This window comes from Thalassospira permensis NBRC 106175 (assembly GCF_000714555.1).
GTDB lineage: Bacteria > Pseudomonadota > Alphaproteobacteria > Rhodospirillales > Thalassospiraceae > Thalassospira > Thalassospira xiamenensis.
In genome coordinates this window covers 94,628-109,961 of record NZ_AUNC01000023.1, presented here as the reverse complement: position 1 = coordinate 109,961, position 15,334 = coordinate 94,628, and the positions used below count along the sequence as shown (strand labels likewise).

General features: G+C 57.6%; 16 protein-coding genes. 9 read left to right on the top strand and 7 right to left on the bottom strand.

The features are described 5' to 3' along the window. Positions 1-7 precede the first annotated feature (7 nt). The gene (gene ccmI / locus SMB34_RS12395; RefSeq protein WP_037990474.1) at positions 8-1,267 is read left to right on the top strand and encodes a c-type cytochrome biogenesis protein CcmI; all 1,260 of its coding nucleotides are present in this window, start codon (positions 8-10) and stop codon (positions 1,265-1,267) included. Positions 1,268-1,613: 346 nt separating this feature from the next. Next, positions 1,614-2,060 carry a response regulator gene (locus SMB34_RS12390; RefSeq protein ID WP_007089176.1) on the top strand — a complete coding sequence of 149 codons (447 nt, stop codon included), beginning with the start codon at positions 1,614-1,616 and terminating at the stop codon, positions 2,058-2,060. A gap of 122 nt (positions 2,061-2,182) precedes the next feature. Here SMB34_RS12390 and atpC read toward each other — a convergent pair whose 3' ends face one another. Genes atpC through SMB34_RS12365 form a run of 5 tightly spaced genes read right to left on the bottom strand, consistent with a single transcriptional unit; the run spans position 2,183 to position 7,110 of the window. Beyond that, positions 2,183-2,587 carry an ATP synthase F1 subunit epsilon gene (gene atpC, locus SMB34_RS12385; RefSeq protein WP_007089177.1) on the bottom strand — a complete coding sequence of 135 codons (405 nt, stop codon included), beginning with the start codon at positions 2,585-2,587 and terminating at the stop codon, positions 2,183-2,185. A gap of 42 nt (positions 2,588-2,629) precedes the next feature. After that, entirely contained in the window at positions 2,630-4,048 is a 1,419-nt protein-coding gene (gene atpD, locus SMB34_RS12380; protein WP_007089178.1) for a F0F1 ATP synthase subunit beta, read from the bottom strand. Positions 4,049-4,099: 51 nt separating this feature from the next. Beyond that, positions 4,100-4,990 carry a F0F1 ATP synthase subunit gamma gene (locus tag SMB34_RS12375; RefSeq protein ID WP_007089179.1) on the bottom strand — a complete coding sequence of 297 codons (891 nt, stop codon included), beginning with the start codon at positions 4,988-4,990 and terminating at the stop codon, positions 4,100-4,102. Between the two features lie 30 nt (positions 4,991-5,020). Next, positions 5,021-6,553 (bottom strand): F0F1 ATP synthase subunit alpha, encoded by a 1,533-nt coding sequence (gene atpA, locus SMB34_RS12370; protein WP_007089180.1) that lies wholly within the window; start codon positions 6,551-6,553, stop codon positions 5,021-5,023. After that, positions 6,553-7,110 carry a F0F1 ATP synthase subunit delta gene (locus SMB34_RS12365; protein WP_007089181.1) on the bottom strand — a complete coding sequence of 186 codons (558 nt, stop codon included), beginning with the start codon at positions 7,108-7,110 and terminating at the stop codon, positions 6,553-6,555. Before SMB34_RS12365 ends, atpA begins: the two co-directional genes overlap by 1 nt. Before the next feature lie 426 nt (positions 7,111-7,536). Between SMB34_RS12365 and SMB34_RS12360 the strand changes: the two genes are divergently transcribed. Next, a complete protein-coding gene (locus tag SMB34_RS12360; RefSeq protein WP_037990473.1) occupies positions 7,537-8,022 on the top strand; it encodes a hypothetical protein in 486 nt (161 codons plus the stop codon). 57 nt (positions 8,023-8,079) lie between these two features. Here SMB34_RS12360 and SMB34_RS12355 read toward each other — a convergent pair whose 3' ends face one another. Then, entirely contained in the window at positions 8,080-8,400 is a 321-nt protein-coding gene (locus tag SMB34_RS12355; RefSeq protein WP_084716594.1) for a pyrophosphohydrolase domain-containing protein, read from the bottom strand. Positions 8,401-8,495: 95 nt separating this feature from the next. Here SMB34_RS12355 and SMB34_RS12350 point away from each other — a divergent pair, with 95 nt between their 5' ends. Next, positions 8,496-9,311 carry a substrate-binding periplasmic protein gene (locus SMB34_RS12350; RefSeq protein WP_240478822.1) on the top strand — a complete coding sequence of 272 codons (816 nt, stop codon included), beginning with the start codon at positions 8,496-8,498 and terminating at the stop codon, positions 9,309-9,311. A gap of 13 nt (positions 9,312-9,324) precedes the next feature. Here the strand turns inward: SMB34_RS12350 and SMB34_RS12345 are convergent, their stop codons facing one another. Next, entirely contained in the window at positions 9,325-11,571 is a 2,247-nt protein-coding gene (locus SMB34_RS12345) for a primosomal protein N' (RefSeq protein WP_037990471.1), read from the bottom strand. A gap of 186 nt (positions 11,572-11,757) precedes the next feature. Here SMB34_RS12345 and fsa point away from each other — a divergent pair, with 186 nt between their 5' ends. From fsa to SMB34_RS12320, 5 genes are all read left to right on the top strand, one after another. Continuing rightward, positions 11,758-12,414 (top strand): fructose-6-phosphate aldolase, encoded by a 657-nt coding sequence (gene fsa, locus SMB34_RS12340; RefSeq protein ID WP_037990470.1) that lies wholly within the window; start codon positions 11,758-11,760, stop codon positions 12,412-12,414. Positions 12,415-12,529: 115 nt separating this feature from the next. Then, on the top strand, positions 12,530-13,219 hold the full coding sequence (locus tag SMB34_RS12335) for a DUF484 family protein (protein WP_037990469.1): 690 nt from the start codon (positions 12,530-12,532) through the stop codon (positions 13,217-13,219). After that, positions 13,198-14,160 (top strand): tyrosine recombinase XerC, encoded by a 963-nt coding sequence (locus tag SMB34_RS12330; RefSeq protein ID WP_084716592.1) that lies wholly within the window; start codon positions 13,198-13,200, stop codon positions 14,158-14,160. The genes SMB34_RS12335 and SMB34_RS12330 overlap by 22 nt, the downstream gene beginning before the upstream one ends. A gap of 73 nt (positions 14,161-14,233) precedes the next feature. Beyond that, positions 14,234-14,527 carry a YrhK family protein gene (locus SMB34_RS12325; protein WP_037990468.1) on the top strand — a complete coding sequence of 98 codons (294 nt, stop codon included), beginning with the start codon at positions 14,234-14,236 and terminating at the stop codon, positions 14,525-14,527. A 108-nt stretch (positions 14,528-14,635) separates the two neighbouring features. Beyond that, positions 14,636-15,241 carry a glutathione S-transferase gene (locus SMB34_RS12320; RefSeq protein ID WP_037990467.1) on the top strand — a complete coding sequence of 202 codons (606 nt, stop codon included), beginning with the start codon at positions 14,636-14,638 and terminating at the stop codon, positions 15,239-15,241. The last annotated feature ends 93 nt before the right edge of the window (positions 15,242-15,334 follow it).

Below are 15,334 nucleotides of genomic sequence, written 5' to 3'. Positions count from 1 at the left end.
ATTCTCAATGACCATCTGGATTGTTCTTGGCGCCTTGACGGCTCTGGTGGCGGGTTACGTCCTCTGGCCGATCTTGCGAAATGCGCGTTCCGCCAGTGCCGATGCGGGTGATGATCACCTTGCCGACATGGACGAAGACGAACTGCAACGCGATCTTGCGGTTTACCGCGACCAGCTTGCCGAAATCGGCCGCGACATCGAACGCGGCGTTCTGACCGGCGAACAGGCCGACGCCGCCCGCACCGAAGTCCAGCGCCGCATCCTTGCCACCGATCAGCGCATCAGCACCCGCCAGCAATCCGACGAGGCCGCAACGCGCATCTCCCGCCTGCGCCCGGCTGTTGCGATCTTTACCCTGCTTCTGTTTGTCGGCGGTATCGGCCTTTATCTGGATCTTGGCCGCCCCGACCTTCGTGATCGCCCCATTGCCAGCCGTACTGACGAAATCATGGCCGCCCGGCAGGCCAGCGAAAATGACGCCAGCCGCAATGACGCGCTGAACCGCGCGGTACAGGACCTGTCAAACCGCCTGCTTGAAAATCCCGATGACCTCAAAGGCTGGGAACTGCTTGGCGCCAGTCTGATGGCGCTTGGGCGCGCCGAAGAAGCCCAGACCGCCTTCCTCGAAGCGGTCAAGCAATCCGGTCGCGATGGTGATTATCTGGCGATGTATGCCGAAAGCGTCATCCGGGCGAATAACGGCCAGGTCAACACAATCGCCCGCGGCGCACTCGAAGAAGCCGCCCAATCCGGCAGCAAGGACCCCCGCATCCAGTATTTCCTCGGTCTTGCCGATGCGCAGAACGGCAATGTCGCTGCCGCGATTGATCGCTGGATCGTGCTGGTGAATGGTGCGCCGTCCGATGCCGGATGGCTTCCGATGGTGCTGGCCCGGATCGACGAAGCCGCCCTCGCCCAGGGGATCGACATTACAGGCCGGATCAAGATCACCCCGCCAATGGCCTCAAACGCCCCTGCCGGGCCTGGGGGACCCTCGCGCGAAGACATGGAAGCAGCCGCCGAAATGTCGCCCGAAGAACGTCAGGAAATGATCCTTGGCATGGTGTCACAGCTGGCCGACAAGCTGGCGGAAAACCCGGAAAACCCCGAAGGCTGGGCCCGTCTGATCCGCGCCTATATGGTGATCGGCCAACCCGATCAGGCAAAGCAGGCCTATGACAACGCCCGACAGGTATTTTCCGATGATACCGATCTCCTGACCCGCTTTGCCGGGTTGGCCGATGAACTGGGCATCCCTGCGAATTGACCGGCCCCAAACGGCCACCATCATTCATCACCCAGAATCGAACGCACCGTGAAAAATCGCGGTGCGTTTTTTCTGTTTACACCCATACGAATGCAGCCAGCCAAATAATACGCAAGGATAGTATTTTGATCAAACTTTCGCCTGTATCCTATTGATTTGGCGTTCTGTTTCCTCAAATTTGACCCATTGAAAAAGTGAACCGGATTCAGAAATTTCAAACTTTTCGCCTACAAGATTGAATTTATTCTGTCTTTTTCTTCAATTCCCCTAAAAGATTGACTATAATTCTCATCTATCAAAAGGGGGAGTTTCCGACATTCCCCATCCAAAAGAATAAGGACGTCGCATGATCGCCGGTGCAAGCGGGGCCGTAAGCAATTTGCTGCTGATAGAAGACAATCCGGGCGACGCCCGATTGGTTCAGGAAGCGCTCCGTGAATTCACCCACCCGGTTACGCTGCATCATGTCAAGGATGCGATGACCGCGCGCCAGTTCCTGCAACAGGATGGCCCCTATCGCAATGCGCCAAGACCCCGCCTGATCCTGCTGGACCTGAACATGCCCCGCAAGGATGGCCGCGAAATGCTGCGCGAAATCCGGAATGATCCGTCATCCGCCTCGATCCCTGTGATCGTGCTGACCACGTCGGGGGCCGAACATGATGTGGATCTGTGCTATGCGGCGGGGGCGAACTGCTATCTGCGCAAACCGGTCGATGTCACGGAATTCATCGAACTGATGAAGATGATCGAATCTTTCTGGCTCGGTCTTGCCCTGACCCCGTCCCCCTGATCCCGCCGCCGGTTACGGCTACCCCCATCACGCTTTCCCAATCAGCCCTTCTGACATGCCAAAAGCAGAAAGGCCGCTGTCTGCACAACAGCGGCCTTTTTAACAAAGTCGAAGATCGATGATCAGTTGGACAGTGCGGCAATCTGCGCACGGGCAACCTCAAGCGCACGCTCGGCATTCGCCTTGTCATGCGCCGTGGTTGCCGCCTTCAGATCCGCCTGCGCGGTCTCAAGACGTGCCTGGGCTTCATCGGCCTTGATATCGGAAACCGGAACCGCTTCTTCGGCCAGAATGGTGCAACGCTCGGGGTTAACCTCGGCGACGCCACCGGCAACGAAGATACGTTCGGAAACCTTGCCACCTGCATAGATGTCGATGACACCGGGGCGAATGGTCGAGATCATCGGCGAATGCTTCGGCAGCACGCCAAAATTCCCGTCCGTGCCCGGAACAACGACCATCTCGACCGGCTCGGATTTGAGCAGGGCAGACGGCGAAACAAGTTCCAATACAGTCGTATCAGTCATGACAGTCCTCTCTCCCGTATGGGAAGGGGGACCGAAGCTGCCTTAGGCAGCTTCGGCCATCTTCTTGGCTTTCTCGATGGCTTCTTCGATGGTGCCGACCATGTAGAATGCCTGTTCAGGCATGTGGTCATACTCACCAGCACAGATGGCCTTGAATGCCTTGATGGTGTCTTCGAGCTGAACGAACACGCCCGGAGTACCGGTAAAGACTTCTGCAACGTGGAACGGCTGCGAAAGGAAACGCTGGATCTTACGGGCACGGGCCACGACCAGTTTGTCTTCTTCCGAAAGCTCGTCCATGCCGAGAATTGCGATGATGTCCTGAAGACCCTTATAGGTCTGAAGGATACGCTGCACTTCACGGGCGGTCTCGTAGTGTTCCTTGCCGATAACGCCCGGATCAAGCGCACGCGAGGTACTGTCGAGCGGATCAACAGCCGGATAGATGCCAAGCTCGGCAATCTGACGGTTGAGCGTCGTGGTCGCATCAAGGTGGGCAAACGAGGTTGCCGGTGCCGGGTCGGTCAAGTCATCGGCAGGGACGTAAATGGCCTGGACCGAGGTAATGGAACCTTTTTTGGTCGAGGTAATACGTTCCTGAAGCGCACCCATGTCGGTTGCCAGTGTGGGCTGATAACCCACGGCAGACGGGATACGACCCAGAAGTGCCGACACTTCCGAACCCGCCTGGGTAAAGCGGAAGATGTTATCGACGAAGAACAGAACGTCCTGGCCTTCTTCATCACGGAAATATTCCGCAATCGTCAGACCGGTCAGAGCAACACGTGCACGTGCTCCCGGGGGTTCGTTCATCTGGCCATAAACCAGTGCGGCTTTGGATGCACCTTCCGGGTTGATAACGCCCGAATCCATCATCTCGTGATAGAGGTCGTTACCTTCACGGGTACGTTCACCAACACCTGCGAAAACCGAATAACCGCCGTGGCCTTTTGCCACGTTGTTGATCAGTTCCATGATGAGAACGGTTTTACCCACGCCCGCACCGCCGAACAGACCGATTTTACCACCCTTGGTGTACGGCGCGATCAGGTCGATGACCTTGATGCCGGTAACCAGGATTTCGGTGTCGGTTGACTGATCGGTGAAGGACGGTGCTTCACGGTGGATCGGAGAGGTCATTTTTGCGTTGACCGGACCACGTTCGTCGACCGGCTCTCCGATGACGTTCAGGATACGACCAAGGGTTTCCGGACCAACCGGAACCAGGATCGCGTCACCGGTATCAATGACTTCCTGACCGCGACGCAGACCTTCGGTGGTGTCCATCGCGATGGTACGGACGGCATTCTCACCAAGGTGCTGTGCAACTTCAAGAACCAGACGCTGGCCGTTGTTGTCAACATGCAGCGCGTTCAGAATGGGAGGCAGATCGCCGTCGAATTTAACGTCGACGACGGCGCCCATAACCTGGGAAATTTTCCCCGCCTTCTTGTTCGCCATAGGTATTGTCTCCTGCTCGGACAAAACTATCCGTTAGTTCCTGCGACCCGCTTACAAAGCCTCGGCGCCGGAAATGATTTCAATCAGTTCGTTGGTGATCTGGGCCTGACGTGAGCGGTTGTACTGGATGCTCAGTCGGTCGATCATATCGCCGGCATTGCGGGTTGCGTTATCCATCGCGGACATACGCGCACCGTGCTCGGATGCACTGCTTTCCAGCATCGCACCGAAAATCTGGACCCCGACATTACGCGGCAGCAGATCAGCCAGAATGGCTTCTTCGGACGGTTCATATTCATAAACCGCAGAAGAACCGGTAGCTTCTTCCTGCCCGTCGGCTTCCGGCACCGCGAACGGTACCAGCTGCTGTTCGGTCACGACTTGCGAAATTGCTGACACGAACTTGTTATAGAAGATCGAGCAGACGTCAAATTCGCCTTCTTCGTACAGCGCCAGAACTTTGTCAGCAACGTCGGTAGCAGCAGAGAAATCAATCCCCTTCTTGCCTTCGACGCCAGTATACCGGGCGACAATCGCGTCACCAAATTCACGCTTGAGCGCATCGGCACCCTTGCGGCCAACACAGATCAGCTTCACCGTTTTGCCAGCCGCGCGAAGGGCGCGGACCTTGATACGGGTTGCTTTGATGATCGATGCGTTGAAACCACCGCAAAGGCCACGGTCCGCGGTAAAGACGACGAGCAGATGCACATCATCCTTGCCGGTACCTGCCAGAAGCTTCGGTGCCCCCTGTGCGCCACCAACCGCGGCTGCAAGCCGTCCCAGCATCGTCCCCATGCGATCCGCATAGGGACGGGCTGCTTCTGCTGCATCCTGCGAACGGCGGAGCTTGGAGGCCGCCACCATCTTCATCGCCGAAGTAATTTTCTTCGTCGATTTGACGCTGGCAATGCGCGAGCGCAGATCCTTCAAACTAGCCATTGCGTTTCCTCCTTCGCCTAAATTTCAGACTTACGCGAAGGTTTTCGCGAACTTGTCGAGGAACGCTTTGAGCTTCGTTTCGGTGGCTTCCGAAAGAACCTTCTCGGTGCGGATCGCATCAAGAATGTCAGAACCGGTCGAACGGATATCGTTCAGGAACTGTTCTTCGAAAGCACGAATTTTGCCAACTTCCACACCGTCAAGGTAACCCTTCACACCGGCATAGATCACAACAACCTGTTCTTCCACTTTAAGCGGCGAATACTGCGGCTGCTTGAGCAGTTCCGTCAGACGTGCGCCACGTGCCAGCAGTTTCTGGGTCGCCGGATCAAGATCCGATGCGAACTGTGCGAAAGCTTCCATTTCACGATACTGGGCAAGTTCCAGCTTGATCGAACCGGCAACCTGTTTCATTGCCTTGATCTGCGCGGACGAACCCACACGCGAAACCGACAGACCAACGTTCACAGCCGGGCGAACGCCCTTATAGAACAGGTCGGTTTCAAGGAAGATCTGACCGTCGGTGATCGAAATCACGTTGGTCGGAATAAACGCCGAAACGTCGTTACCCTGGGTTTCGATAACCGGCAGTGCGGTCAGCGAGCCAGCGCCGTTTTCGTCATTCATTTTCGCAGCACGTTCCAGCAGACGGGAGTGCAGATAGAAAACGTCGCCCGGGAAAGCTTCACGTCCCGGCGGGCGGCGAAGAAGCAGCGACATCTGGCGATAGGCAACAGCCTGTTTCGACAGATCATCATAGAAGATGGTGGCATGCATGCCATTGTCGCGGAAATATTCACCCATTGCGCAGGCAACGAACGGTGCCAGGAACTGCATCGGCGCCGGATCAGAAGCGGTCGCGGCAACAACGATGGTGTTTTCCATCGCACCACGTTCTTCAAGAACCTTCACAACCTGTGCAACGGTCGAACGTTTCTGACCAACCGCAACATAGATGCAGAACATCTTGTCGCTGTCGGATTTCGCTGCATCGTTCACCGGCTTCTGGTTCAGGATGGTGTCGATGATGATCGCGGTTTTACCGGTCTGACGGTCACCAATGATCAGCTCGCGCTGGCCACGGCCAATCGGGATCAGCGAGTCAATCGACTTGATACCGGTCTGGACCGGCTCATGAACCGATTTACGCGGGATGATGCCCGGTGCCTTGACGTCAGCAAGACGACGTTCTTTCGCACCCAGTTCACCTTTACCGTCGATCGGATTGCCAAGCGCGTCAACAACGCGGCCCAGCAGCTCCTTGCCAACCGGCACGTCAACGATGGCACCGGTACGCTTGACCTGGTCGCCTTCCTTGATGGTACGGTCGGAACCGAAAATAACGATACCGACATTGTCTTCCTCAAGGTTCAGGGCCATGCCCTTGATGCCACCCGGGAAGTCGACCAGTTCACCGGCCTGAACATTGTCAAGACCATGAACACGGGCGATACCGTCACCGACAGACAGAACCTGACCGACTTCGGCAACTTCGGCTTCAGCGCCAAAATTGGCGATCTGATCCTTAAGAATAGCGGAGATTTCCGCGGCGCGGATTTCCATCACGCAACCCCTTTCATAGCGAGCTCGAGCTTCTGCAATTTGGTACGAAGCGAGGCATCAAAAACCCGGGAACCGACCTTGACGACAAGGCCGCCAAGAACCGCCGGATCGACATTCAGGTCCACTTTGACAGTGGCACCGACAACTTCTTTAAGAGCGCCGGTAACGGCTTCGATTTGCTCTTTCTTCAGCTCGGAAGCCGACGTCACCTGTGCGGTCACTTCGCCTTTGAAAGCTGAGAGCATGGAAAGGTAGGAACTGATAACATCCGGCAGAACGAAAAGGCGGCGTTTCTGACACAGAACGCCAACGGTCTTCTTGGTCAACTCGGAAACGCCAAGCTTGTCCAGAAGGGCCGCCATTGCCTTGGCCTGCACATCCCGGGAAATCACGGGACTACGGAGCACATTCCGCAGGTCATCGCTTTCGACGATGGCCTGGTCGAGCAATTCAAGATCGCTTTTGACAGCATCAAGCGCATCGGCCGACTGGGCCAATTCGAATAATGCTGTGGCGTAACGCCCTTGAAGCCCGGTCGCGGCAGTATTTTGGGACACCGGTGAAAGCCCTCAATTCTGGTTATGAGAACGACTCGGATACGTATAAAAAAATGGTCTCTCGGAAGGTGTTCCCGCCGAGAAGCGAGCGTTTGGTATCACATGTCCATGACAGGGGCAACCCCCGCGCAACGCCATTTGGGCGGTCTTTTTCATTCTTTACTGAAGTTGGGGCAAAACAGCCCCGGATCGCTCGCGTTTCGAGGCTTTTTACAACTATTTTATAATGCCACCTCTCCCGCCATCGGCGGATTCTGTCTTTGGGAAATCACCTTTAAGGAACGAATCCCCGATTTTTTCGACGATGCCGTCCGTACAACCCCTGATCGATAACCGTTTTTTCCGATCAAAAAGTGTAATCGACATCACATTCGAACCTTCCCGGCGTCAATTCCGGACACCCATGTCATCCCCAAGGAGGTTCAAATGAAACTGCCCTCGATGTCCCCTCTGGCCGGCCTGCTGATTGCAGGCCTTGCCCTGCTGCTTCCGATCAATGCCTTCGCATGCAGCACCGGCTATTTCCGTTTTGTCGAAACCGGCACCGCCAGCCCCTTCGTGCCATCCGCCTCGCGCGCCTATTACGATGATCAGGATCAGGCCGGAACCGCAATTTCCGTTTTTGTCGATCTGACATCGGCGGATTACAGGGCCATGGCTGATAGCCGCCTCAATGCATTCGGCGGTAAAACCACGGTTTACAAAATCGCCTGCGATGCCGTGACCGCCCCGCTGTCCGAAACCCCGGCCGAAGACGTACCCTCCGATAGCTGGATGAGTGCCGAGGGCATCAGCCCCATCCACGTCTATCTCGAAGCCGACAATTTCAACAGCGCCACCGTCGGCACCAAAAAGCAATCCATCCCGGCCTGGCTCACCAGCAAGTCCAGCAAGGTCTACAGCGCCAACTGATATCATCGCGTCGGGTCACCCTACCGGTGGCCCGATCCGCCAATCAGGGTCAGGACCCTAGATATGCGACCCGGTGCCATCGCCCTTGGCCGACCATTGCCGCGCCCGGTTGATCGCCATTTTCGCCTGCACTTCGTGATCAAGGTCCAGACCGAACTGATCGACCAGCCGATACAGCAAAATGATCACATCCGCCGCTTCGCGCCCGATTTCCGAAAGATCGCGGTCAACAACCGCCTCATCAAGTTCCTTCATCTCCGTCATCGCACGCGTGACAAGCGCACGGGGATCGGCCACCGGGCCAAAAATCTTTTCGGCCCAGTCACATATGCTTTGCTGGCTTTCGCTCACGCTTGTTGAATTTTTAACATTCGTCATCAAATCTTATCCATGGGATTTAAAAATCTGGGCTATCCATAACCCGCAAGCATGACGGGAGACAATATATGGCACGATGCCGGAAGTTCGTGCATATGGCGAGGTTGCTCCGATATCGCCTAGAGAATTTGTGCGCCCTGACCGCAACATTGTGCGTTATTGCTTTTCCTTTGGCCGCAAATGCCCGCACCCTGATCATCGAAGGCCTGTCCGAAGCCCCGCTGAAATGGATGGTCGACCGTGATCCGCGTGGCATTGATATCGACATCATGACCGAAGTGCTCAACGATATGGGCATCACCGATTACCGCTTTCAGCTTGTCGATAATGGCCGCCGCCTTCTGCATAATGCCCAGAACGGCAGCAGCGACATCATCCTGACCCTGTCGCAAAACGCCGAACGCAGCCAGTATCTGAACTACCCCGAAGAAGCCCATCTTCTGCTCGATTGGCGCTTTGCCGTGCGGATTGAAGACCGGGACCGGATCACGTTTAATGATTTTTCCGATCTGGCGCGTCATCGCGTCGGGGCGGCGGCGGAATATTCCTATACCGATACCTTTTGGCAATCCGGGCTTGATATCGAAATCGTCGCCAAGAACGATCTTCTGATCCCGATGCTGCTGGAAAACCGTTTTGATGTCGTGCCGGTCAATTACCTCAGCACGCTTTACGAAACCCTGCGCAACGGGCAACGCGAACAGATCGCCTTCATCTATCCGCCGCTTCGCCGCGCGCCCTATTATAACGTGTTTTCAAAGGCGTCGGATTACCCGGACAAGGACGCGTTTCTCAAACGCTATGACCAGATCATCCGCGAAATGCGCAATGATGGCCGCCTTGCCACCATCTTTCAGGATTACCTCGGCCCGGACGGGCTCGACTGGTGGCAGTCGCAATATCAGAACTGAATCCGAACTGACCCTACATAAAGCTGTAAGGATCAATATCGATCTGTACCCGGACACTGCCCGGTGTTTTCACCTTTGATAACCAGTCATGGATCATCGCCTGCAACCGCACCTGTTTATCCGCCCGGATCAGGAAACGGCGGCGATACCGCCCGCGCAGCAACGATAACGGGGCCGGGGCCGGTCCCAGAACGACAATGCCATCACCGCGCGGTGCCGCCCGGCCAATCCGCCATGCGGCTTCATCGACCTCGTTTTCCTTTTTCCCCGAAATGATCAGGGCCGCCAACCTTCCATGCGGCGGCATGCCATGCGTCATGCGCTGGGATAATTCAACCTCGTTAAACGCATCTCGATCGCCCGCGGCAATCGCCTTGATCACCCGGTTGGACGGGTCGGCGGTTTGCAGCAACACCGTGCCGGGTCGATCCCCGCGTCCGGCCCGCCCCGCCACCTGGGTCATCAACTGATAACTGCGTTCGGCCGCGCGCAGATCCCCACCCGCAAGGCCAAGATCGGCATCGACCACCCCCACAAGGGTCAGCATCGGGAAATGATAGCCCTTGGCCAATATCTGCGTACCGATCAGCAAATCAACCTCGTGATTATGCACCCGATTGACAAGCTCCGCCGCCGCCTTTGGCCCGGCGATATTGTCCGATGTCGCGACCTCGATCCGGATTTGCGGGAATGTCTCGACCGCTTCCTCATAAAGCCGCTCCACCCCCGGCCCGCACGCCGCAAGCTTTTCCTCCGCCCCGCAGGCCGGGCAGCTATCGGGGGCCTTGGCCTGATAGCCGCAATGATGGCATTGCAATTTGCCCCATGCCCGATGCTCCACCAGCCACGCGGTACAGTTCGGGCACTGGAACCGGTGCCCGCAGGCCCGGCAAAGGGTCAGCGGCGCATAACCCCGCCGGTTTAAGAACAGCATCGCCTGTTCCCCGGCGGCAAATGTCTCCGCCAGCCGCTTTTTCAAGGTCGGCGTGATCCAGCGTTGCCGTTCCGGCCTGTCCTGCCGGATATCGACAATCTCGACACTTGGCAAAACCGCCATGCCGTGGCGTTCCGAAAGCTCGACCCGCTCATACCGCCCGGCTTCGACATTCGCCAGGGTCTCAAGCGACGGGGTGGCGGACGCCAGAATCGCCGGTATCCCGCCCAGATGCGCACGCGCCACCGCCATGTCACGCGCATGATAAATCACGCCGTCTTCCTGCTTGAACGCATGTTCGTGTTCTTCATCCACCACGATCAGGCCCAGATTGGCATAGGGCAAAAACAATGCGGATCGTGCCCCGACCACAAGCTTTGCCGATCCATCGGCCACCGCCCGCCATGTATCGCGCCGCCGCGCCTGCCCGACTTCGGAATGCCAAAGGGCCGGCTCAACGCCGAATCGGTCGCGGAACCGCTGCAACCATTGCGCCGAAAGGGCGATTTCCGGCAACAGGACCACCACCTGCCGTCCCGCCTCCAACGCGGTTCGAATTGCCTCGAAATAAACTTCGGTCTTGCCCGACCCGGTCACGCCATCCAGCAACGTGACCGAAAACCCATCCCCCGCCACCTTGGCACACAGCATGTCCGCCGCGCGTTCCTGTGCCTCGGACAAATGCGGGCGCTCAATATCAAGGTCGGGGTCGTCAAACGGCGATGGCGGGGTGACCATCAAACGCCGGACGACGCCTGCTTCGACCAGCCCCTTGATCACGCTGGCCCCGGCACCGGTTTCGCGCATGATATCAGCCTGTTCCATCGGCGGATGGTCACGCAGAAACGCCATCACCCGCTTGCGCGGCGGTGTCATGCGAAGGCTGCTTTCGCCATCGCCTTCCCCTTCTGCCGGATCGGCAAGGGTAAATCTGAAAATCGGCTTGGGCGGCTCCAGCGCGTCGGCAACACTCATCGCCATGCGCAACACCGCCCCCTGCGGTGCCATGGTATAGGCCGACACCCAATCGACGAACTTTCGCGTCACATCGGCCATTGGCGGTGCCTGCAAAACGCCATAAATTTCGCGCAGCTTGGCCGGGTCGACGTCGCCCCTGGCCTTACCCCAGACGACGCCGCGCTGGGTTTGACGGCCCAGTGGAATTTCGACAAAGTCGCCGGGCTGAACGCTCAGACCCTCGGGGACAAGATAATCATACGGGCCCGCCAAGGGCAGCGGCGGCAGAACACTGATCGTTTCACCCGTCACCTGAAAGGCCGGATCATTACCAAACAGATTTCCCGATATGGCCTTTGCGGCGCTCATATATTATAAACCCCGTCAGGATGCCTCTGGGTTGGTCGCATGATTATGCATAACCGGCTTGTGGCACAAAAGAAAACGGTCCCACAGCACTGGGCGTCTGGTACCGTCATTTGAATGGAACCGGACCCTATCAGCTAACCGCATCATCGAACAACGATCTTCAAAAGCTCCTGAGCAGGAAATCCAATGAAGTTTTTCATCGACACCGCCGACATCGACGCAATCCGCGAAATCGCCAAATCCGGCCTCGTTGATGGCGTGACCACCAACCCGTCGCTGGTTGCCAAAACCGGCCGTTCGTTCCTTGATCTGATCAAGGAAATCTGTGACGTGGTTGACGGCCCGGTCAGCGCCGAAGTTGCCGCGACCGACTATGAAACCATGGTTGCCGAAGGCCGCAAACTTGCGAAAATCGCCGACAATGTCGTCGTCAAGCTGCCGCTGACCCCGGACGGGCTCAAAGCCTGCCGCACCTTCACCGACGAAGGCATCCAGACCAACGTCACCCTTTGCTTCTCGGTCGGTCAGGCCATTCTGGCCGCCAAGGCCGGTGCGACCTATGTCTCGCCATTCGTTGGCCGCCTTGACGATATCTCGTCCGATGGCATGCAGCTGATTGCCGACATCGCCGAAGTTTACAACAACTATCCGAACTGGCAGACCGAAATCCTCGTCGCGTCCGCACGCGGCCCGCAGCATGTTGTCGATTCGGCCCGTCTCGGTGCCGACGTCGTCACCATCCCGCCGCAGGTTCTTGGCCAGCTGTTCAAACACCCGCTGACCGACAAGGGCCTTGAAACCTTTGTTGCCGATTGGGCAAAAACCGGCCAGTCGATCCTCTAAGACCGACAAATCAGGCCAAGGATCAGGTTTATCACCGGTCCTTAACACGCATTTAACCCGGCAGCCCGCATTGTGGCTGCCGGGTTTTTCGTTTCACTGCAAATTACCGGATCAGATGGAAAAGACAGCATTGCGCGCCGACGACGTCGCGGCCTACCTCGCCGAACATCCCGACTTTTTTGCCAACCGGCCGGACCTGCTTGACAGCCTCGACATGCCGGTGCGCGAACTGGGCTCAGGCATTGCCGACATGCAGCAATATGTCGTCACCCGCCTGCGTGATGAACGCGAAAAGCTGCGCGGTGCCACCAGCGAACTGATCAATATCTCCAAATCCAACCTCGAAACCCAAAGCCGCATCCACCGTGCGGTTCTGGCCCTGCTCAATGCACGCGGCTTTGATGTCTTCGTCGAAGCCCTGCAGGACCTTGTGCCCGAACTGCTTGATCTTGACGCCATCGCATTGTGCTTTGAAGAAAGCGAAGACGCCACGGTGCCGCGTTGCGGCGGCCGTGTCCGTCGCCTGACCGCCGGTGCGGTTGATCAGGTCCTGGGCGAGGAAAACGATGTCTGGCTTCTGCCCGACAATGCCGGGGACGAGGCGATTTTTGGCCCGCAGGCCGATAATATCCGCTCCGCCGCCATTGTCCGCGTCGCACCCTTTTATGGCGATCCGGTCGGGATTGTCGCCTTTGGCGTCGCCGAACCCGATTATTTCAGCCCGGCACAGGCTCATGACCTGATCATGTTCCTCGCCTCCGTGATCGAATTTGGTGTGCGTCGATGGCTGACACCGGCGCAATGAATAAGGGGCTTATGGCCCTGACCCTGCCCGAAGATGTGCGCGATGCCATTGCCGACTGGCGGCAATGGCTTTCCGCCGAACGGCGCGCCTCCGATCACACCACCGAAAATTATCTCGCCGATCTCTATGCCTTCCTTGGTTTTGTCCGGGGGCATAAGGGCGACACACCCGATATTACCGTTCTTCTGCAATTAAACCCGCGCGACTTCCGAAGCTGGCTTGCCCGGCGCAGTATGGATGGTATGGCCAAAAGCTCGACTGCGCGTGCGCTGTCATCACTGCGCAATTTCTATCGCTTTCTGGATCGCACCGGGCGCGGCCAGAACGCGGCGGTCAATTCGATCCGCAATCCGAAACTGCCGCAATCGGTCCCCAAACCGTTAAGCCCCGCCGATGCGATGGCCGTCCTTGACAATGCCGGCGCGTGGCAGGATGAACCGTGGCTTGCCAAACGCAATCTGGCGCTGTTCACCCTGCTTTATGGCTGCGGGTTGCGTATATCCGAGGCACTCGACCTTAATGCCAATCAACGCCCGACGGGCGATTCGATGGTCATCACCGGCAAGGGCAACAAACAGCGCCTTGTCCCGGTCCTGCAAATCGTCCGCGATGCGATTGATGATTATGTCCGCGCCTGCCCCTATGCGCCGAACGGCAATGAACCGCTTTTTGTTGGCGCGCGCGGCGGGCGGCTGGTCGCACAGGTCGCCCAACGCGAAATGCGCAAAATACGCAGCCTTCTGAACCTGCCCGATACCGCCACCCCGCACGCCATGCGCCATTCCTTTGCCACCCATCTTCTGGCCGGTGGTGGTGATCTGCGCACCATTCAGGATCTGCTGGGCCACGCCTCGCTCTCGACCACCCAACGCTATACCTCGGTCGATACCGAACGCCTGATGGCCGTCTATCATGGCACCCACCCCCGCGCTCGGCGATAGGCCACATATTCAAGAACGTTTGCCGCCATCATGCGTTACGGAAAAACAACCCACCCCAAAACGGGAGCCACGCATGAAGCTTTTCCAAAGCCGCCGTTTTGACGCATCCTCACGCCACCGGCAGGTCTATAGCGCCTATGAAATCGCCTATACCACCGTCGATTGGCTGGCCGCGGTTCTGTTCGTCATCGGCAGCATCATGTTCCTTTATGACGATCTGATGCACACCGGAACGTGGCTTTTCATCATCGGGTCGGTGTGTTTTGCCCTGCGGCCCTCCATCCGCCTGGCCCGTGAACTGCACCTTGCCCGGCTGGGCGAAACCGGCACAGAACAGGGCAATTCCCCGGATTACCGTCGGAGTTGATGCCCCTTTCCCGGCCAGATTTCCACAATCGCGAAATTTGGGGTTCTTCGAAACGGCATTTCCCCCTTACACTGCGTTCAAACTGTTGAATTATATCGAGGCACCCCAATGATCCTGCGCTCCAGCGACCCGTCCCCCTTTGGCCGCAAGGTCAAGATTGTCGCCAAAATTCTTGGCATTTACGATCAATTGACCATCGAGCTGGCCAACACCAACGATCCGGCTGACAGCCTGCGCGCACAAAACCCGCTTGGCAAAATCCCGATCCTGATCCTTGATGATGGCCGCAAGATTTTCGATAGCCGCGTGATCTGCGAATATCTTGATGCGCAGGTCGATGGCGTCACCCTGCATCCGACCGAAGGCGACGCCCGGTGGGAAGCATTGACCCTTCAGGCGCTGGGCGATGGCATCGTCGATGCCGCAATCCTGCAAGTCTACGAAAACCGCATGCGCCCCGAAGAAAAACGTTCATCCGACTGGCTGTCCTATCAGTCTGACAAGGTCAAACGCGCCCTTGATCAGCTCGAAGCCAGCCCGCCGTCACTGGCTGGCGACCTGACCATCGGCCATGTTGCGGTTGCCTGTGCGCTCGGTTATCTTGATCTGCGCTTTGATGGCAAATGGCGCGAAACTTACGCCGCCCTCGTCACATGGCTCGATGCCTTCCGCGCCCGCGTCCCGGCCTTTGACGCCACGATTTTCAAGGGCTGATACCCCGTTCAAAGCCCCCGGTGCGGGTTAACCACCTTGCACCGGGCCGCTTTCGGATGATATCGCGATTTCACCCTCACCGCCCGGAGAACA

Coding starts and splice junctions, on each gene's coding strand:
- ccmI (WP_037990474.1), top strand. CDS start 8: ATGACCATCTGGATTGTTCTTGGCGCCTTGACGGCTCTGGTGGCGGGT.
- SMB34_RS12390 (WP_007089176.1), top strand. CDS start 1,614: ATGATCGCCGGTGCAAGCGGGGCCGTAAGCAATTTGCTGCTGATAGAA.
- atpC (WP_007089177.1), bottom strand. CDS start 2,587: ATGACTGATACGACTGTATTGGAACTTGTTTCGCCGTCTGCCCTGCTC.
- atpD (WP_007089178.1), bottom strand. CDS start 4,048: ATGGCGAACAAGAAGGCGGGGAAAATTTCCCAGGTTATGGGCGCCGTC.
- SMB34_RS12375 (WP_007089179.1), bottom strand. CDS start 4,990: ATGGCTAGTTTGAAGGATCTGCGCTCGCGCATTGCCAGCGTCAAATCG.
- atpA (WP_007089180.1), bottom strand. CDS start 6,553: ATGGAAATCCGCGCCGCGGAAATCTCCGCTATTCTTAAGGATCAGATC.
- SMB34_RS12360 (WP_037990473.1), top strand. CDS start 7,537: ATGAAACTGCCCTCGATGTCCCCTCTGGCCGGCCTGCTGATTGCAGGC.
- SMB34_RS12355 (WP_084716594.1), bottom strand. CDS start 8,400: ATGACGAATGTTAAAAATTCAACAAGCGTGAGCGAAAGCCAGCAAAGC.
- SMB34_RS12350 (WP_240478822.1), top strand. CDS start 8,496: ATGGCGAGGTTGCTCCGATATCGCCTAGAGAATTTGTGCGCCCTGACC.
- SMB34_RS12345 (WP_037990471.1), bottom strand. CDS start 11,571: ATGAGCGCCGCAAAGGCCATATCGGGAAATCTGTTTGGTAATGATCCG.
- fsa (WP_037990470.1), top strand. CDS start 11,758: ATGAAGTTTTTCATCGACACCGCCGACATCGACGCAATCCGCGAAATC.
- SMB34_RS12335 (WP_037990469.1), top strand. CDS start 12,530: ATGGAAAAGACAGCATTGCGCGCCGACGACGTCGCGGCCTACCTCGCC.
- SMB34_RS12330 (WP_084716592.1), top strand. CDS start 13,198: ATGGCTGACACCGGCGCAATGAATAAGGGGCTTATGGCCCTGACCCTG.
- SMB34_RS12325 (WP_037990468.1), top strand. CDS start 14,234: ATGAAGCTTTTCCAAAGCCGCCGTTTTGACGCATCCTCACGCCACCGG.
- SMB34_RS12320 (WP_037990467.1), top strand. CDS start 14,636: ATGATCCTGCGCTCCAGCGACCCGTCCCCCTTTGGCCGCAAGGTCAAG.